Raw genomic sequence first — 18,822 nt, forward strand, 5'->3', positions numbered from 1 at the left:
TATTGACCGGGAGCCGCACGGTCCCTATTGGCGGGCGCGGAGAATGCCGACGCAACGATACGGGATGGGCTCGATGCAAGTGACTTTGATGAAGGGCAAGATTCATCGCGCGCGTGTCACCGAAGCGGACTTGCACTACGAGGGCTCGATCTCGATCGACCGCAACCTGATCGAGGCCGCCGGCTTCCTGATCAACGAGCGCGTCGACATCTACAACATCGACACCGGCGCGCGGTTCTCGACCTACGTGATCGAGGCGCCCGCAGGCTCCGGCACCATCGGCCTCAACGGCGCCGCCGCGCGCCTCGCGATGGCGGGCGACAAGGTCATCATCGTCGCCTATGCCGGCTTTGATGCCGAGGAGGCGCGCCGGTTTCGTCCGCGCGTGGTGATGGTGGATGAGAAGAACCGGCGGGTGGAGGCGGGTGGGGTGTCGTCTGGTGCTGTGTTGGCTGAGGCGTAGGTCACGCTCGCCGCGTCGTTGAGCTGCGTAGTTACCGAAGCGTAACCCACCGAAAACTGTTGCCGGCAAAACGGCGGATTACGGCTTCGGCTCGTCCGCGTCGAATTTTTGTTTGGCCGTCTTGATCAGCCCTTTAATCGCTCGCAATGTGCGGGACAATGACGGGGCATTTCCATCAGCTACGGCGCGAGTAGGATCCCATTGCGTATGTGCGAATTCGATTATCCAAGCTGCATACTCAGGGCCAATCGAAATACCCGCGCCCTGTTCAGGGACTAGACCAATCTTAACGGCCCTTTTTCGCGACTTTCGCGCAAGATTCACGATCGTCAACTTGGGATCTTCCAAGGTTTCAGGTTGGATCGGAACTTGGGCGAACGGCACACCTATCGCGCTCGCAAATGCTTCCCGATCTGCCAATAGCCAAGCTTCAGTCTCCCTCACGGCAATCCGAAAACACATCAGCTCATTTGATGAGGGCAAGTTCTGGGCTCTTAATGCAGGAGCGCAAGCTGCATCGTGATCCATGTCGCGGATCGCTAACCAAGGGTAGTGGGCTGCCGCCGCATTGTACTTTGATAGATCAGCAACGAGTTTGCTCTTTCCACCCATTACACGTTCAATGCCAGGCGTCGCGCCGCCGACGCGAATCAATGTGCGCGCAATAGCGGCATCAGTGACGCCCTCAACTAGATAGTTTATCTCAGGAAGAGATGGCATCGAACAGCGACAGTTGCTCGACCCCCTTGGGGCGCGCAAGTGGCATAGTGGCCTCTCCGACAGAGAGCCCACTTTCAACAAGAGTTCGGACTTGCTTGTTATTCTTTGCTGTCTCTATGGTCGTTCCGTTCTCGCTGGGGATCAGACGGTGGACTTCTTGAAGCCCAACGCCATCTGCACCGACTAGCGCGTCAGAGTGAGTGGTCATACAGACTTGGCGTCCGGAAACTCGTTGCATCCGCGCAATCATTGCAGGCAACTGACGCACGACGTCGGGATGTAGAGAGAGTTCCGGTTCTTCCAATAGTAGAGGACCGTCTTTCTCACCTAAAGACCAGAGGAAGCCAATTAGTCTAAGTGTGCCATCCGAGAATACTTCCTCAGTCTGGTACGTAGGGCGAGGACGCCAATGCTTGAAGCCAGCTTTCAGGTGTGGTCGTCCCTCCTTGTCATGATCAAGCTTCAGGTCAACGAACTGGGGAACTGCGATCTTGAGAGCGTCGGCGACTCGACGCAGGCGAGATTCGCGGGTCCGGGGCGTCGCCTCGTTGATACGCTTGAGGAGGTCGCCCCCATATGGATCCTCGCTACGTTCCAAGGCTCTCCGAGGGTCACGAACAATCTGAGGAACTACATGGAGGTATCGTATTGACGTGAAGAATCCGACTAGCTCTCTAAAGTTGGATTGGTTAGCTGCCTGTTGAATAAGTGACTGGCTGTATCTAATTGGGTCAGGTGTTACCTTTTTTCGGCTCTGTGCCGCAATTAGCTCGCCATCGCGCTTGATTTCTTCTTCTTCCACGGTGGGAAAAGGCTCCCGGCCGAACCTAGTAAAGCGTATCCGATAGGACCATATCGCTTGTTCGTCGTCCGTGCCGATATCGACGTCAATTTCTACGTAGCTTACCCTTCGGGCTTCTAAGCAACGAATGGCTCTCAGACCATCGCGGTCCTCGATTGCGGTGCTGAAGCCGCCAGCAATCGGCTTGACGAGATCTCTAAGAAATCTAATTGCATCCAGGAGATTAGATTTTCCCGATGCATTTGGCCCAATGAAGAACGCTCTCTTGGAGAGCGCGACTTCGGCCGATTGGAAGTTTCGCCAATTGGTAAGTTTCAGCCGAGTTAAGCGTAGTCTTTGGTGTTCGGGCTTGGCCATCTTGTAAGTCCACCGAGCGCAATCTTCCGTCGGAGTTTAGTCTGGAGTGACAGAAGATTGCGCACTGTGGGTATCAAAGACTGCTACGTCAAGGAGTTACGAACACCCCGTCGTGCTGCCGCAAGTATCGCACTTCATGCAGGTGCCATTCCGCACCAGCGTGAAGTTGCCGCACTCCGAGCACATCTCGCCTTCGTAGCCCTTGGCCTTCGCCTCGGCGCGACGCTCGGCCTTGGACGGGGCAGCGGCTGCGGCGGTGCCGGGCTTGCTCCAGTTCAGCGCCTCGAGCTTCTCGGTCGGCGAGAGGTCGTGGCTGACTTCCTGCTTGAGGGCAACCGCGCCTTCGATGGTGTCGGAGACGCCGCGGGCGGTTGCGCCGTGCGGAGCGAGAGCCGTGACGCGGCTGCCACCGGCGGGGGCGTTGTCGGCGTTGCCGCTGACCGCGGCCGAGCCGCCGCGCATGACGACGAGGTTGTCAGTGCGCGACCGGGTCAGGCCCTTCGACACGTACTTGGTCGCCTGGTGGGTCGGGGCCTCATCCGGCTCCTTGCCTTCCTCGACGCCCTTGCCGAGCGCGTCGAAGCCGCTTTCGTTCGGATCGACATGGGCGAGGTCGAAGCGGCTCATATAGCTCACCGCGAGCTCGCGGAAGACATAGTCGAGGATCGAGGTCGCGTACTTGATCGAGTCGTTGCCCTGGACGGGGCCTGCGGGCTCGAAGCGGGTGAAGGTGAAGGCGTCGACATATTCTTCCAGCGGCACGCCGTATTGCAGGCCGAGCGAGACCGCGATTGCGAAGTTGTTGATGAAGGAGCGCAGCGCCGCGCCTTCCTTGTGCATGTCGATGAAGATCTCGCCGAGCCGGCCGTCGTCATATTCGCCGGTACGGAGATAGACCTTGTGGCCGCCGACAACCGCCTTCTGGGTGTAACCCTTGCGGCGATCGGGCATCTTCTCGCGCTCGCGCATCACGATGATGCGCTCGACCAGCTTCTCGACGATCTTCTCCGAGACCTGGGCGGCACGTGCGGCCATCGGCTTCTCGTAGAGCGCTTCCACCGCATCGTCCTCGTCCTCATCGTCGGAGATGAGCTGCGAGTTGAGCGGCTGCGACAGCTTCGAGCCGTCGCGGTACAGCGCGTTGGCCTTCAGCGCCAGCTTCCACGACAACAGGTAGGCGGACTTGCAGTCCTCCACCGTGGCGTCGTTCGGCATGTTGATGGTCTTGGAGATCGCGCCCGAGATGAACGGCTGCGAGGCCGCCATCATCCGGATGTGGCTCTCGACCGACAGGTAGCGCTTGCCGATCTTGCCGCAGGGGTTGGCGCAGTCGAACACGGGATAGTGCTCGGCCTTCAGATGCGGGGCGCCTTCGACCGTCATCGCGCCGCAGATGTGGACGTTGGCGGCCTCGATCTCGCGCTTGGAGAAGCCGACCGCCGAGAGCAGGTCGAAGCCCGGCGCAGCAATCGCCTCAGCGCCGATGCCGAGCGTGTCGCGAATGAAGTCTTCGCCAAATGTCCACTTGTTGAAGGCGAACTTGATGTCGAACGCGGTCGGCAGCGCCTTTTCCACCTTGGCAATGGCTTCGTCGGTGAAGCCTTTTGCTTTCAGCGTCGTGGCGTTGATCCCGGGCGCATTCGACAGCGAGCCGTGGCCGACGGCATAGGCCTCGATCTCCGCGATATCAGCTTCGCGATAGCCGAGCGCGCGCAGCGCGGCCGGCACCGCCTGGTTGATGATCTTGAAGTAGCCGCCGCCGGCGAGCTTCTTGAACTTCACCAGCGCGAAGTCAGGCTCGATGCCGGTGGTGTCGCAATCCATCACGAGGCCAATGGTGCCGGTCGGCGCCACCACCGTGGTCTGGGCGTTGCGATAGCCGTTGACCTCGCCGAGGGCGAGGGCGTCGTCCCACGCCAGCTTGGCATGCGCGACGATGTCGGCCTGCGGGCAGGACTCGTGGTCGAGCGCCACCGGATTGACGGCGAGCGCCTCATAGCCGCGGCTTTCACCGTGCGCGGCGCGGCGGTGGTTGCGGATCACGCGCAGCATGTGGGCCGCGTTCTTCTTGTAGCCCGGGAAGGTGCCGAGCTCGGCCGCCATCTCGGCCGAGGTCTTGTAGGAGATGCCGGTCATGACCGCGGTCAGCGCGCCGCACAGCGAACGGCCTTCCCTGGAGTCATAGGGCAGGCCCATGGTCATCAGCAGGCCGCCGATGTTGGCGAAGCCGAGGCCGAGGGTGCGGAACTCGTAGGAGAGTTCGGCGATCGCCTTCGACGGGAACTGGGCCATCATGACGGAGATTTCGAGCACGATGGTCCAGAGCCGGCAGAGGTGCTCGTAGGACTCGATGTCGAACCGCTTGGTGGTCGAGCTGTAGAACGTCAGCAAATTGGCGGAGGCGAGGTTGCACGCCGTGTCGTCCAGGAACATGTATTCCGAGCACGGATTGGAGGCGCGGATGTCGCCGGACGCCTTGCAGGTGTGCCAGTCGTTCATCGTGGTGTTGAAGTGCAGGCCCGGATCGGCCGACGCCCAGGCGGCGTAACCGATCTTCTCCCAGAGGTCGCGCGCCTTCAGCGTCTTCGTCACCTTCTTGGTGGTGCGGCCGACCAGATTCCAGTCGCCGTCCGTTTCCACCGCGCGCAGAAAATCATCCTTCAGCGACACCGAGTTGTTGGAGTTCTGGCCGGAGACGGTGAGATACGCCTCGGAATCCCAGTCGGTATCGTAGATGTCGAACGAGATGTCCTTGTAGCCCTGCTTGGCGAACTGGATGACGCGCTTGATGTAGTTGTCGGGCACGAGGCTGCGGCGGGCGAGCTTGATCTCGCGGCGGAGCGCCGGGTTCTTCTCGGGATCGAAGCAATCGTCGCCACTGCCTTCGCAGTTCACGCAGGCCTTCATCACGGCCTTGAGGTGCTTCTGGTTGATCTTGGAGCCGGTGACGAGGGCCGCGACCTTCTGCTCCTCCTTCACCTTCCAGTCGATATAGGTCTCGATGTCGGGGTGATCGGCATCGACCACCACCATCTTGGCGGCGCGGCGGGTGGTGCCGCCCGACTTGATCGCGCCCGCGGCACGGTCGCCGATCTTGAGGAAGCTCATCAGGCCGGACGAGCGGCCGCCGCCGGACAGCTTTTCGCCTTCGCCGCGCAGGCTGGAGAAGTTGGAGCCGGTGCCGGAGCCATACTTGAACAGGCGCGCCTCGCGCACCCAGAGGTCCATGATGCCGCCCTCGTTGACGAGGTCGTCGCCGACGCCCTGGATGAAGCAGGCATGCGGCTGCGGATGCTCATAGGCCGACTTCGATTTTGTCAGTTTGCCGGTCTTCCAGTCGACGTAATAGTGGCCCTGGCCGGGACCATCGACGCCATAGGCCCAGTGCAGCCCGGTGTTGAACCACTGCGGCGAGTTCGGCGCGACCATCTGCTTTGCCAGTTGGAAGCGCAGTTCGTCGAAGAAGGCGAGGGCATCTTCTTCGGTCGAGAAGTAGCCGCCCTTCCAGCCCCAATAGGTCCAGCAGCCGGCGAGGCGATCGAACACCTGCTTGGCGCTGGTCTCGCCGACGATGCGCTCGTTCTCGGGCAGGGTGGCGAGCGCCTCGGTGTCGGGCACCGAACGCCACAGCCAGGACGGCACGGTCTCTTCCTCGACCTTCTTCAGGCGCGCGGCGACGCCGGCCTTGCGAAAATACTTCTGCGCCAGCACGTCGGAGGCGACCTGCGACCAGAACTCCGGAACCTCGACGTTCTCGGCACGGAACACGACCGAGCCGTCCGGGTTGCGGATCTCAGATGTGGTCAGGCGGAAATTGATCCCGGCATAGGGAGATTGTCCGCTGGTGGTGTTGCGTCGTTGGATCTGCATGGTCGAGCCCCGTCTCTTCTTCTGCCCGGCCCCACGTTTCCCCGCAGGTTGCCGGAATGTTATCTGTTCGCGGACATCAGGGAAAACGCGTCAGCACGCCTCCCGTCATCCGCAGCTCAGCCGGTGGACCCGGCCTGTTTTCTCTCGTCCGTCCGGCGCCGGTTTGACCCGGCCCAGCGGCGGCATGATCCCGCGGCGGCGCCCGACTGGTCGGGTCCTCCGGGTCATGCATTCAACGCCCCAAACGCTCACGCGACACGTCACGCGTACGCTTCTCGCGGGCCGGTTACGGCCTCTGTTTCCGGGTCCTTCTCGGCCCGTTCGTCGTCCCTACAGCGGCCCAAAAACAGGGCAGACAAGCCCTTCACCCGCGGCCCGAAGGCCTGGCGGAGTGGTCATTTTGGAACCCTTGTGGGAGCGACCGGCGGGGACCCAAACACACTCGCGCCGAACAGGTTGAAAGCTAGGCCATGTCCGTTGCGCCCGTCAAGGACTAGTACGAGTTTCTGAATCAAACACTAAATATGGTGGACGAAGGGGGATAACAGGGGTCGGTGCCGCGCCTGTGATCGAGCCAACTATCGGTGAGTCCTCAGGGATTCCCAAGCCAAAAAAATTCGCTCCGCCTGTGGATTGGAGGTTCGCCCCGCTGTTCACAGGCGAAGTTTTTATTCGCCGTGGCGGATTGAATTTTGGGGACTCACGTAGCCCTACGGGCAAACTACGGATCAGGCATGTCAGAGGCGTGATGGTCGGGCGACAAAATCGCGGGCAAGCTGCGGCCGACTCACTCCTCTTCATACCTTTGCTCTTCACACCCTAGCCGGGTTCCATGACAGATCCGAAGCCTTCCGGGCGGACGCGCCTTGCGCCCGCCGGCCTGATGTTCCTCGCCATCACCTCGGTGGGCTGGGGGTTCAACTGGCCGTCCACCAAGTTCCTGCTCAGCGAGCTGCCGCCGCTGACCCTGCGCGGCATCACCGGCGTGATCGGCGCCGTGCTGCTGGCGGCGCTGGCGCTGCTCCGCGCCCAGAGCCTGCATGTCGAGGCAAGGCTGTGGCCGCGCCTCGTGCTGTATGCGGCGCTCAATGTCTCCGGCTGGATGGTGCTGATGGGGCTCGCGCTGTTGTGGCTGCCGGCGAGCGAGGCCGCATTGATTGCCTACACCATGCCGGTGTGGGCCTCGCTCCTGGCCTGGCCGGTGCTCGGCGAGCGGCCGACGTGGCTTCGGACCATCGCGCTGGTGATGGCGTTCGCGGGGCTTGCCGCGATCATGGGCGGCAACGGGATTTCCGCGAGCAAGGACAAGCTGCCGGGAATCATCATGGCGCTCGGCGGCGCGTTCGGCTTTGCGCTCGGCACGGTGCTGGCGAAGAAATACCCGCTGGTGATGCCGCCGATCCCGGCCGCGGCCTGGCAGATCGGGCTCGGCTGCGTGCCGATCGCGATCATCGGCCTCCTGATCGAGACCACGCATCTCGATCGCGTCACGACGGTCGGCTGGTGGCTCCTGGTCTATTCGACGCTGATCCAGTTCTGCGTCGCCTATGTCGCCTGGTTCGCCGCGCTCGCCCGCCTGCCGGCCTCGGTGGCGGCGATCGGCACCATGGCGGTGCCGGTGATCGGCGTGATTGCTTCGGCGATCGCGCTGCACGAGCCGCTCGGGCCGACCCAGATCACAGCGCTGCTGTTCACGCTCGCCGGCGTCGCGCTGGCGACAAGGTAGCTCACATCACTCGCCGAGCGCCTGCTGCAGCATGCTGGCGAGCTGCGCCTTGCGATAGGGCTTTGCCAGCAGCAGCACGCCTTCGTCGAGGCGGCCGTGATGCACGATCGCGTTCTCGGTATAGCCCGAGGTGTAGAGCACCTTCATGCCGGGGCGCCGTTTTGCCACTTCGTCCGCGAGCTGCCGGCCGTTCATGCCGCCGGGCATGATGACGTCGGTGAACAACAGGTCGAACTTCTCGCCCTTGTCGACCAGCGCCAGCGCGGCGCGGGCGTCAGGCACGGCAATGGTTTTGTAGCCGAGCGCGCCGAGCTGCGTGACCACGTAATTGCGCACCAGCTGGTCGTCTTCCACGACCAGGATGACTTCGCTGCCGCGCCGCGGCGGCTCCGGTGCAGGCGCCTCGACCTCGACCTGGCCGCGGGCAGGGGGCAGATAAAGCTTGATCGTGGTGCCGTGGCCTTCCTCGCTGTAGATCTTGATATGGCCGCCGGACTGCTTGACGAAGCCGTACACCATGCTCATGCCGAGGCCGGAGCCCTTGCCGACCTCCTTGGTGGTGAAGAACGGCTCGAACACCTTGTCCTGCACCGCGTGCGACATGCCGGTGCCGGTGTCGCTGACCGCGAGCAGCACGTAGCGGCCCGGCGTGATGTCGGGATTAACAGACGCATAGGCGTCGTCGAGCACGATGTTGCTGGTCTCGAACAGCAGCTTGCCGCCGTTCGGCATCGCGTCGCGGGAGTTGATCGCCATGTTGAGCAGCGAGTTGGCGAGCTGCGACGGGTCGATGTGAACGCTGGCGACATCGGAAGCGAGCACCTGATCGATCTCGATCTGCTCGCCGAGCGTCGGCCGCAGCAGCTTGGCGATATCGACCACGGTGCCGTTGATGTCGACGGTGCGCGGCTCCAGCGGCTGGCGGCGGGCGAAGGCGAGCAGATGCTGGATCAGCTCGCGGCAGCGCTCGGCGGCGCGGTCGATCAGCTCGGCGGTCTGCGCAAGCTTCGGCTGGCTGCGCAGGCTGTCGACCAGCGTCTCGGTGGTGCCGGTGATGACCGTCAGCATGTTGTTGAAGTCGTGCGCGACGCCGCCGGTCAGCTTGCCGATGGCGTCGAGCTTCTGCGCCTGCTGCAGCTTGTGCTCGGTTTCGCGCGAGGCGGTGATGTCGTGATAGATCAGCGCCGCGCCAGTGATGGTGTTGTCGCCGTCGCGCAGCGGCCGGCCCGACACCACGAGGTGAATCTCCGACGCGCCGCGCACCGGCCGGGCGACGAATTCCAGCCCGTCGAATTCCTCGCCGCGCAGCGCCTTGGCCGAGGGCATGTCATCGGCCTGCATCGGGGTGACGCCGTCGGCCTGGAACACGTTGCTCATGGCGCGCAACTGCCGGACGGTCATGCCGGGCTTATAGCGCAGCATCTTCTCGGCGGCCGGGTTCGAGAGCAGCACGATGCCTTCGGCGTCGATCACCAGCACCGCCTCAGCCATGGTGCGGAAGGTGGTTTCCATCACCGAGGTGGAGCGGCGGAGCCCTTCGAGGGCGGCGCCGAGGTCCTTGGTGCGTTCGGCCACCTTGCCCTCGAGCGACAGATTGGTCGCCTTGGTCGCGCTGAGCGCGCCCTGCAATTCGCGGCTGGCGCGCCGGGCCGCCAGCGTCAGCGCGACCGCGAGCAAGAGGATCATCATCACGCCGGCAAGGTCGACCGCCAGCAACAGCCGGCCATTGGTCTTCGACTGTTCGGTGCGAATCCCGAGCAGGCGGCGTTCCTCGGCGACCAAACGGTCGAGCGCCGTACCGACCTTGTCCATCAGCGCGCGGCTCTCGTCCGCCGAGATCAGCGCCGCGGCGCCGGCCGTGTCACCCGCCGTGCGCAACCTGATCAGTTCGGCGCCGAGCGCAACGGCGCGCTCGACCTGTCCCTTGGTGCCCGCGATCAGCTGCGCTTCCTCCGGGGCCGACTTCACCGCGGCCATCAAATCGTCAAACGCGGCGGTGAGGGCGGTGCTCTGCTGGCGAAACTCGTCGGCAAAGGACGTATCGCCCGTCAGCGCGAAGCCGCGCGCCGCGCTCTCGACGCCGCGCGGCAGCGAACGCGCATCCGAAATGCGCTTGAGGATGCCGAGCGCGTGATCGACCGAATCAATCTCGCTGCGCGACTTGACGTCCAGCCCGATCGACGCCGCGCTGATGACGAGGAGGATCGCAAGGCCGCTGCCGAGGATGAGACGCTGGGAAGCCATCGACGATTAGTACGAGCAATTATTTGGAAAGACGAGCAGAAGGAGCAGACTTCGCAAGACATTCGTTAACGGCGGCAACCAGCGCCTGCGGGGTAAACGGCTTGCGCAGGCAGGCCGACGCGCCGAGCTCGATCGTCATCCGCAGGAAATCCGGCGCACGGTCGGCATTGGCGAAGGCATAGCCGGACATCGCGATGACGGGAATATGGGGCGCGCGCTCGTGGAAGACGCGGATCGCCTCGAAACCGCGCATATGCGGCATGAAGACGTCGACCAGCATGACGTCGAACGACGCCTTGTCCAGCGCGCGCATACCCGATTCACCGCCATCCGCGACGGTGACGTCGAAGCCCTGGCGCTGCAAACACACCTCGATGGCGACGCACACCATCGGGTCGTCATCGACCACGAGAACGCTCGGCACGATGCATCCTCTTCCTGCGGCCTTGCGTGCCGTCGACTCGCTTGGCCCGTCTGCCGATTAAGGCGGAACCTGGATGGAAAGTCTGTATCATAGAATGCATATGCTGTTTGCTGACAAGCAGATTTCCAGCTAGCCCTGACACCATCACTTGTATTTGTCCGCCCACATTACGACGGGTCCATGACCGCAGTTCCAGTCGCCGGCCGCGCCCCGCTGTCACCGCTCGGTCTCGCATTCCTGGTGGTCGCATCGACCGGCTGGGGTCTCAATTTCCCGATCATGAAGTTCCTGCTCACGGAGTGGCCGCCGCTGTCGTCGCGCGGGCTCTGCGGCGTGGTCGGCGCGATCGCACTCGCTCTGGTGGCGGTCGCACGCGGACAGACGCTGCGCGTCCCTGACGGCATGTGGTTGCGGCTTGCCCTAGTGTCGACGCTGTCGATCGGTGGCTGGGTCGCGTCGATGGGCCTGGCGCTGATCTGGCTGCGGGCCAGCGAGGCGGCCGTGCTCGGGATCTCGATTCCGGTGTGGGTCGCGCTGGCCGCCTGGCCGGTGCTCGGCGAGCGCGTGTCGCTGCCGCGTGCGCTCGCGCTTGGCGTGGCGCTTGCCGGCATCGCCGCACTGATCGGCGGTGGCGGCCTCGACGCGAGCCTCGGCAAGTTGCCGGGCCTGCTGTTCGCGCTCGCGGGCGCGCTCTGCGTCGGGCTTGGCACGGTGCTGACCAAATCCTTCAAGCTCGCAATGCCACCGCTGTCGCTTGCCGCCTGGCAGCTCGCGATCGGCTGCGTGCCGATCGCAATCGCCGGCGTCCTGATCGAGCAACCGCAGCCTGTCGCGCTGTCGCAGCTCGGCTGGGCGTCGATGCTCTACATGACGCTGATCCAGTTCTGTCTTTGCTATGTCTGCTGGTTCGCGGCGCTGGAGCGGCTGCCGGCGGCGACCGCGTCGATCGGCACGCTGCTGGTGCCCGTCGTCGGCGTGCTGGCGGCAGCGGCCATGTTGCGCGAGCCGCTCAGCACGAGCGACGTCGCGGCGCTGGTGGTGACGTTCGCGGCCGTCGCGGTGGCGTTGCGGACATGAAAAAGGGCGGCGTTGCCGCCGCCCTTCGCCAACTCAAAGATTCAGGTCGTGATTACGGGCAGGGGTGCCGCAGGCCGTCAAAGCCGAGATAGGTGCCAGAGGCCGGATCGTAGGACCTGTAGCGCTGCGCGCAGTAGCTCGCATCGCCGCCCGGCGCGGCCTCGACGGCGACAGGCGCGCTGTCGTCGTAATAGCCGTAGCTGTCGTCATAGTAGCCGGGGCCGTAGCCGCCGTAATACGCGCCCGAGGCGAGGGCACCGCCGACGACTGCACCGGCAACCGCGCCCGGCCAGAAGCCGCCGCCGCGGTGATAGCCACCGTGCCAGCCGCCACCGCCGCCGCGCCAACCGCCGCCGCCGCCACCACCGGCCCAGTGGCCGCCGCCGCCGCCACCGGCCCAATGACCGCCGCCGCCACCGCCCATCGCGGCACCACGGCCGCCGCCAAAGCCACCACCGCCGCCGCCGACATGGCCACCGCCACCGCCACCGCCGCCGCGAGCACCACCGCCACCGCCCATCGCGCCCATCTGCGCGGCAGACTGGGCGAACGAGATGGTCGGCGCCACAGCCAACGGCAGCGCAAGCGCCAGCGCCGCGGCGGTGCTCAGAACCTTCATATTGATCATTTTGGACTCCATTAAATCGGACAATGTCTAACCATCTCTGGGGTCGGACGTTCCTGCGCTCGACATTGATTGTCCGTCATCTTTGCTTGACCGGCGGCGCATGTATGGCGGGTGAACAAAACTCCTCGTGACCGCGTCATTTGGTCGCCAAAAGTCCCGCAACCCGGGGTCTATTCCGGGAGTGCCGGCTACCTTGGGGGCGGCTGGACATTTGGAGATTCAGGTGGCATCAGAGCCGGACTGCCTCGAACCGACCGGCCACGCATGAAACAATTCCTGCTGAAATTCTTCACCTGGTGGAACGGCCAGACCTTTGGCACGCAATTTTGGACCTCGCGCTATGGCGAGCTGGTCGGCGAGGACGAGCAGGGCAATCGCTACTACCGGACCAAGGGTGGCGAGATCGATCCGACGCTGCATTTCGAGCGCCGCTGGGTGATCTATAACGGCTATGCCGAAGCGTCCCGGATCCCGGCCGGCTGGCATGGCTGGATGCATCACACGGTTGATGTGCCCCCGACCGAGGAGACGTACGCGCCGCGGGAATGGGAAAAGCCGCATCTGCCGAACATGACCGGCACCGCGCAGGCTTACCGTCCGTCCGGCTCGACGCTGGCGAGCGGCCGCCGCCCCAAGGCGACGGGCGACTATCACGCCTGGACGCCGGGTAGCTAAGCTTCACGCATTTCGGATGTGCGCGCGCGTAACACCGCGCGTGCGTCGCACACGGGCCTGTGGCAGCGCAAGCGCGCCTGTGAACAACGGTAACAGCGGGGACAGGTGCGCCGCATTCGATGCTGTCCGCTTGCGCTGTGCGCGCCTTCGCGGCTCAATGAAGCCATCTTACGGAGATGGGAAACCATCGCGTCGGATCGGGCTCCAGATCGCGACTGTCCCGATGAGCAGCGGCCTCCGAGTTGGATGCGGCCGGGAGATAGGCCCCCGGTGCAGACGTCCGGAAATCGCCCGCAAATGTGAGGCTGCCGTGAGACAGGAAGGGCCGCTCGGGAAACCGGGCGGCCTTTTTCTTCGTCTCACGATCTTCTTTGTCTCACGATCGGGTCAGGACAGCCGTGCCGCGGCGCGGCTCATCAATTCGCCCCGGCGCGCGTGTGCCGGTCCCATCCGCTCCTTCATGAAGGCGAGGATCTCGGCCGGCGCGGTATCGGGTGAGCCGGCATTGAACGGCGGGGCCGGGTTGTATTCGAGCCTGAGCTGGATCGCTTCCGCGGTCTTGCGATCGACGAGTTCGGACACCAGCGTCAGCGCGAAATCGATGCCGGCCGTAACGCCGCCGCCGGTGAAACGGTTGCGGTCGACGCAGACGCGCGTCTTGGTCGGGATGGCTCCGAAGCTCGACAGGAAATCGATCGCGCTCCAATGCGTGGTGGCACGATAGCCCTTCAGCAGACCGGCGGCGCCGAGCACCAGCGAGCCCGTACAAACCGACGTGACGTATTTCGCTCCTTCGGCCTGCCTGCGCAGGAAGCCGAGCATCTCCTCGTCGCCGACCATGTCGTCGGTGCCGAACCCGCCGGGCACGCAGATCACGTCGAGCTGCGGACAGTCGGTAAAGGTCGTGGTCGGCGTCAGGATCATGACGGAGTCGGTCGGAACGGGTTCGATCCGTTTCCAGATCAGATGCACCTTGGCGCCGGGGACCGAGGAGAACACCTGCAGCGGGCCGGTCAGGTCGAGCTGGGTCACCTTCGGGAAGACGAGCAATCCAATCTGCAGGGGTTCGGACATCGGAGGTCTCCAAATAGCGCTTGACGGAACCACGATGCCATGGTGGCCTCCTGTCCAAAATGGCGTAATTCCCTCATTTTCGGACGTCGACGCCATCTCCCGGTATTCGGCATTGCGAGGATTTGGCAGATGATCGGCGTCCTGATCTTTCCCGACTTCCAGCTGCTCGACGCAGCCGGCCCGATCGCGGCGTTCGAGATCGCGGCACGCTTCGCCAACAATCCGCCTGATATCAAGACGATCGCGCTGAAGGCCGGGCCGGTGCGCTCTTCGTCCGGCGTCGAGATGCTGGCGCGCGGCTTCAAGCCGTCGGCGGCGATCACGACGCTGATCATCGCGGGCGGCAACGGCGTGCGCACGCCGGCGACGTGTCCGATCACGCTGTCATTCGTGGGGCGGATGGCGAGCCGCGGCATCCGCGTCGCCAGCGTCTGCTCGGGCGCCTATGTGCTGGCCGAGGCCGGTCTGCTCGACGGCCGCCGTGCCACCACGCATTGGCAGCGCACGCCGCATTTCGTGAAGACCTATCCGAAGGTCAAGCTCGAGCCGGACCAGATCTTCGTCCGCGACGGCAACATCTGGAGCTCGGCCGGCATCACCGCCGGCATCGATCTCGCGCTCGCCATGATCACCGAAGACTACGGCGACGAGGTCGCGCAGAAAACCGCGCGGCAGCTCGTGCTGTATCATCGGCGCAGCGGCGGGCAGTCGCAGTTTTCCTCGCTGCTGGAATTGAAGGCGCCGAACGGTCGGTTCGGGCCGCTGCTCGCCTGGGCGCGCGAGCATCTCGACGCGCCGCTGACGGTCGAGGATCTCGCCGACAAGGCCGGGATGAGCTCGCGGCATTTCACCCGCGCCTTCATCGCGGAGACCGGCACGACGCCATCGAAAGCGGTGGAGCGGCTGAGGATCGAAGTGGCGCGACAGCGCGTGCAGTCGTCGGGCGAGGCGATCGAGCGCGTCGCCGAGATCACCGGCTTCCGCGATCCGGAGCGGATGCGCCGCGCCTTCATCCGCGCCTTCGGCCAGCCGCCGCAATCGCTGCGCCGGGCATCGCGCGCGGGCTAGGTCGTGGACGCGCGGAACTCCGGCGCGTTGTTGGAAAGATTGGGTGATCATTCCAGCGGCGAAGCGAACGCGGCTGCCGATGAGGGACCGTCGCCAAGCTCACCGGCGCTGCCGGCAGCGGTAATTTGAGTTTGGGACAAGCTCGTTGTCCGATCTCACGCGATTCATTCAGTCGTTGCACCGAATGAACCGGCGCGAAGGTTCCTGTGACCCACGTTAGGTGGGGCGTTGCGGACCCGAGGAGGTTCCACATGACCAAGCATCGAACGATTACCGGGTTCGTGGCCGTCACCCTGCTGGCTGTCACTGCAACCGCCGCGACGATCAGGTCGCACCTGCCCCGGACCGAGGGTGTCGTCGTCTCCGACACGGACGCGCTCCCGGCCAAGGATTTCAGCGACCGCTGGTCCCCGATTTCAGCCTTGCCTCCGGCAATGGACATGACTGAGCGCGCACCTGACGTGCGTTAAGCCGGTCATCGACGCAGATCCGGCCCAGTCGCGGACACCCGCGCGCAGAGTTCACCGCAGCACAAAGGCCCCGCCGAAGCGGGGCCGGATGTTGAACCACTTGATGTTGAACGACTTAATCCCGAACGACTTGATCTCAAATAGAACTAACGGTCCCGCCGCGCCGGAATAGCGCAGGCCTTCACCTATGCACGACCAAAATCCACGGACGGCTGAGTACGAAACGTGCCCGAGCCAAATATTAATTGCCCAATGTGTCTGTCGCGATCTTCTTCTTGAGTGCTTCGCAGGTATTCCTGACCTCCGTGGTCATCAACGAAACGGCTTCGATCTGCAGGAAGAAACGCTTGCCCTGGTCGCGGTAACCCGCGGCGAACTCCTTGATTTCCGCGATCATCTCATGGACGCCTGCCACCATTGCCTCACAGTTCTTGGCAGCCGCTTGCAGTTCCGATCCGAGGGCCTCGATCTCTTTGACCGCCGCTTCGTATTCGCGCACGACCGCCTCGGCCGATAGCTTGCCAACCTCGTTGACGCCGTTGCGGTGCTCGACGTAGTCCGGCATCGGTGAGAGAGGCCTGACGTTGCTGCGTGGTCGAGGCGAAGTCATCGTGTCGACTTCGCTCTGCAACTGTTCCAGCGGGGCGCGGGCGAGGACTTCTGCACTGACACTCATGCGAACGCTCCATAAGTTGTTACGACGAATGGAGTTTAGCAATGTCAACGGATTTGTCTCGCTTTTCCACAAGTTTGAAGCAATCCAATTGTGCGCCGCAGCATGGTGAGTTCCACATTTGCCTCAATGCGGCGCGTCCGGATGCCAGCCGAGTAGGGCCAGCATCACGAAGAAGCCGACGACGTAGGCCACCATGATCGGCCAGCCCTGGGTGATCCAGCGGACCACCGACTTGGCTTCCGGATACATGTTGGACACCGCAACGCCCGCGGACGAGCCGAACCAGACCATCGATCCGCCAAATCCGACCGCGTAGGCGAGGAAGCCCCAATCGTAGCCGCCTTGCCTAAGTGCCAGCGCGGTCAGCGGAATGTTGTCGAACACCGACGAGATGAAGCCAAGCCCGAGTGCGGTCTGCCATGATGCGGCCGGCAGCGTCTCCACCGGCATCATCGAGGCCGCCGTCACCAGCGCGAGCAGGAACACGGTGCCCTTGAACGTCTCGGGCATCACCGACCAATCCGGCCGCCGCAGCAGGGAGGTGACGAGGATCGCGGCCCAGACCGCGAGCCCGAGCACGGGCAGCGCATCGAGCAGCGCGGGGAATTTCAGATTGGCGGTCACATTGGCCGAGAGCGCGGCGAGCAGGATCACCGCGACGATCGCAACCCGCGACCAATCGATCGCGAGACCGGACGGCGGGTTCTTCACGATCGGGGAATAGCGGTGCTGCTGCAACGAGGCCGGCACCGCAAACACCAGCATCGCCACGATGGCCGCGACATAGGCGTCGACGACGGTGAGCGGGCTGACGCCGTCGATCCACATCATCGTGGTCGTGGTGTCGCCGACGACGCTGCCGGCGCCGCCGGCATTCGATGCGGCAACGATCGCCGCGAGGTAGCCGATATGGACGCGGCCGCGGAACACGGAACGCGCGACGGTGCCGCCGATCAGCGCGGCTGCGATATTGTCGAGGAAGGCCGACAGCACGAACACGATCACCAGCAGGATCAGTCCGCCCTTCCAGTCGTCGGGCAGCAGCGCCGGCATCTCGTCCGGGATGCGGCTCTCCTCGAAATGCCGCGACAGCAGTGCAAATCCCATCAGGAGCAGGAACAGGTTCGCGAGCGTGACCCACTCATGCTCCATCTGGTGCACGAGGCCGGGCAGGCCCGCGCCGAACCTTGCGAAGCCCGTGAACATCAGCTTGTAGGCGACGATCGTGGCAAGGCCGGTCAACGCCACCGCGAGCGTATGGTGATGGAAGATCGCAACGCCGAGCAGCGTCAGCGCGAACAGGATGAATTCGAGCGGGATACCGTAGACGAGGATGGACGTGAACAAGACGATCTCGATGGCTGGAGTGCCCGGTGGCGCGAAGCGTGCCCGGCCGCACTATCGCGCGGCGCGGGGAACTTCAAGGCGCGCTAACGCCGCAAGCTGCGCGCGCCATCCACTCCGAGCTTCGATCGAGAGGGCGACGCTGCAAGCGCGTCGCCCGGATCGGATCGCTAGCCCAGCGTCTTCAGCCAGGCGCTGATCTCGGTCACCGCGATGTTGGCCTGGTTGAGCAGCTTGCCCATGGTGAAGAAGCCATGGAACTGGCCGGGGAAATGCCGGTAGGTGACGGGCACGCCGGCGTCCTTGAGGAATTTCGCGTACTCGTCGCCTTCGTCGCGCAGCGGATCGGCGCCGGCGGTCAGCACATAGGCCGGCGGCAATCCGGCGAAGTCTTTCGCGCGCGCGGGCGAGGCGCGCCAGTCGCTGTTGTCGGCGCCGCCGAGATAATGGTCGCCGAACCAGCCGATCACCGAATGCGTCAACAAGATGCTGGTCTCGGGCTCGCGATGCGAGGGATGCTTCCGCGAGAAATCGGTCGCGGGATAGACCAGCAGCTGGGCGGCGAGCTTTGGTCCGCCGTCGCGGGCGGTGAGGGCGACCACCGCAGCCAGATTGCCGCCGGCGCTGTCGCCGCCGACGATCAGGCGCGTGGCATCGATGCCGAGGCTCTTGGCATTAGCGGCGACCCATTTGGTCGCAGTGACGGCGTCGTCCACCGCAGCAGGGAAGCGGTGCTCGGGCGCCAGCCGGTAATCGACCGAGATCACGATCAACTCGCCCTCATGGGCAAGCTTCTGACAAACCACCTCATGGGTGTCGAGATCGCCGATCACCCAGCCGCCGCCATGGAAGAACACCAGGCAGGGCGCGAGCCCATCCTTGTTGCGCAGCGTCTTCGGCGTGTAGATGCGGGCCGGGATCGTGCCGTGCGGCGCCGGGATCGCCAGCGCCTTGCTCGATTCCAGCGGCGGCGGCTCGGGATTGGAGACGATGCGGGCGGCGCGATAATAGTCGCGCGCTTCCGGTGCGGTCAGCGATTCATAGGCGGGGCGGCCGGCCTCCTGGAAAGCCTTGTAGACGGCAGCGGCATCGGGATCGAGAACGACGGGCATAGGCGGCAAACCTTGTTGTGATGCTTGGTGATGTCATTCCGGGATGGTGCGTTAGCACCAGACCCGGAATCTCGAGATTCCGGGTTCGATGC

General features: G+C 64.1%; 16 protein-coding genes. 6 read left to right on the forward strand and 10 right to left on the reverse strand.

All coding sequences use genetic code 11. The features are described 5' to 3' along the window. Nucleotides 1–73 precede the first annotated feature (73 nt). The gene (gene panD, locus ACVIGA_RS40145; protein ID WP_456670373.1) at nt 74–463 is read left to right on the forward strand and encodes an aspartate 1-decarboxylase; all 390 of its coding nucleotides are present in this window, start codon (nt 74–76) and stop codon (nt 461–463) included. 78 nt (nt 464–541) lie between these two features. Here the strand turns inward: panD and ACVIGA_RS40150 are convergent, their stop codons facing one another. From ACVIGA_RS40150 to ACVIGA_RS40160, 3 genes are all read right to left on the reverse strand, one after another. Continuing rightward, a complete protein-coding gene (locus tag ACVIGA_RS40150) occupies nt 542–1,183 on the reverse strand; it encodes a hypothetical protein (RefSeq protein WP_456670374.1) in 642 nt (213 codons plus the stop codon). Continuing rightward, nucleotides 1,167–2,342 carry an AAA family ATPase gene (locus tag ACVIGA_RS40155; protein ID WP_456670375.1) on the reverse strand — a complete coding sequence of 392 codons (1,176 nt, stop codon included), beginning with the start codon at nt 2,340–2,342 and terminating at the stop codon, nt 1,167–1,169. Before ACVIGA_RS40155 ends, ACVIGA_RS40150 begins: the two co-directional genes overlap by 17 nt. A gap of 96 nt (nt 2,343–2,438) precedes the next feature. After that, the gene (locus ACVIGA_RS40160) at nt 2,439–6,212 is read right to left on the reverse strand and encodes a vitamin B12-dependent ribonucleotide reductase (RefSeq protein ID WP_456670376.1); all 3,774 of its coding nucleotides are present in this window, start codon (nt 6,210–6,212) and stop codon (nt 2,439–2,441) included. An 832-nt stretch (nt 6,213–7,044) separates the two neighbouring features. Between ACVIGA_RS40160 and ACVIGA_RS40165 the strand changes: the two genes are divergently transcribed. Beyond that, nucleotides 7,045–7,938 (forward strand): DMT family transporter, encoded by an 894-nt coding sequence (locus tag ACVIGA_RS40165; protein ID WP_456670377.1) that lies wholly within the window; start codon nt 7,045–7,047, stop codon nt 7,936–7,938. Between the two features lie 6 nt (nt 7,939–7,944). On the opposite strand, the gene ACVIGA_RS40170 is transcribed toward ACVIGA_RS40165, so the two are convergent. After that, nucleotides 7,945–10,182 (reverse strand): CHASE3 domain-containing protein, encoded by a 2,238-nt coding sequence (locus tag ACVIGA_RS40170; RefSeq protein WP_456670378.1) that lies wholly within the window; start codon nt 10,180–10,182, stop codon nt 7,945–7,947. A gap of 19 nt (nt 10,183–10,201) precedes the next feature. After that, nucleotides 10,202–10,606, reverse strand: coding sequence for a response regulator (locus ACVIGA_RS40175; RefSeq protein ID WP_223967914.1), 405 nt, complete (start codon nt 10,604–10,606; stop codon nt 10,202–10,204). Between the two features lie 180 nt (nt 10,607–10,786). On the opposite strand from ACVIGA_RS40175, the gene ACVIGA_RS40180 reads away from it, so the two are divergent. Then, nucleotides 10,787–11,683, forward strand: coding sequence for a DMT family transporter (locus tag ACVIGA_RS40180; RefSeq protein ID WP_456670379.1), 897 nt, complete (start codon nt 10,787–10,789; stop codon nt 11,681–11,683). Between the two features lie 52 nt (nt 11,684–11,735). On the opposite strand, the gene ACVIGA_RS40185 is transcribed toward ACVIGA_RS40180, so the two are convergent. Next, a complete protein-coding gene (locus tag ACVIGA_RS40185) occupies nt 11,736–12,311 on the reverse strand; it encodes a BA14K family protein (protein ID WP_456670380.1) in 576 nt (191 codons plus the stop codon). Between the two features lie 264 nt (nt 12,312–12,575). Here ACVIGA_RS40185 and ACVIGA_RS40190 point away from each other — a divergent pair, with 264 nt between their 5' ends. Then, nucleotides 12,576–12,986: an NADH:ubiquinone oxidoreductase subunit NDUFA12 gene (locus ACVIGA_RS40190; protein ID WP_456670381.1), complete on the forward strand. Its 411-nt coding sequence runs from the start codon at nt 12,576–12,578 to the stop codon at nt 12,984–12,986. A 387-nt stretch (nt 12,987–13,373) separates the two neighbouring features. Here the strand turns inward: ACVIGA_RS40190 and ACVIGA_RS40195 are convergent, their stop codons facing one another. Then, a complete protein-coding gene (locus tag ACVIGA_RS40195; protein ID WP_456670382.1) occupies nt 13,374–14,060 on the reverse strand; it encodes a DJ-1/PfpI family protein in 687 nt (228 codons plus the stop codon). A 129-nt stretch (nt 14,061–14,189) separates the two neighbouring features. Here ACVIGA_RS40195 and ACVIGA_RS40200 point away from each other — a divergent pair, with 129 nt between their 5' ends. Next, nucleotides 14,190–15,128 (forward strand): GlxA family transcriptional regulator, encoded by a 939-nt coding sequence (locus tag ACVIGA_RS40200; RefSeq protein ID WP_456670383.1) that lies wholly within the window; start codon nt 14,190–14,192, stop codon nt 15,126–15,128. A gap of 251 nt (nt 15,129–15,379) precedes the next feature. Then, the gene (locus ACVIGA_RS40205; protein ID WP_456670384.1) at nt 15,380–15,598 is read left to right on the forward strand and encodes a hypothetical protein; all 219 of its coding nucleotides are present in this window, start codon (nt 15,380–15,382) and stop codon (nt 15,596–15,598) included. 241 nt (nt 15,599–15,839) lie between these two features. Here the strand turns inward: ACVIGA_RS40205 and ACVIGA_RS40210 are convergent, their stop codons facing one another. From ACVIGA_RS40210 to ACVIGA_RS40220, 3 genes are all read right to left on the reverse strand, one after another. Next, the gene (locus tag ACVIGA_RS40210; protein ID WP_456670385.1) at nt 15,840–16,274 is read right to left on the reverse strand and encodes a hypothetical protein; all 435 of its coding nucleotides are present in this window, start codon (nt 16,272–16,274) and stop codon (nt 15,840–15,842) included. A gap of 123 nt (nt 16,275–16,397) precedes the next feature. Continuing rightward, complete coding sequence (locus ACVIGA_RS40215) at nt 16,398–17,621, reverse strand: SLC13 family permease (protein WP_456670386.1); 1,224 nt, start codon at nt 17,619–17,621, stop codon at nt 16,398–16,400. A 167-nt stretch (nt 17,622–17,788) separates the two neighbouring features. Beyond that, nucleotides 17,789–18,730: an alpha/beta hydrolase gene (locus ACVIGA_RS40220; RefSeq protein ID WP_456670387.1), complete on the reverse strand. Its 942-nt coding sequence runs from the start codon at nt 18,728–18,730 to the stop codon at nt 17,789–17,791. Between the last annotated feature and the right edge of the window lie 92 nt (nt 18,731–18,822).

The organism is Bradyrhizobium sp. USDA 3240 (genome assembly GCF_054063295.1).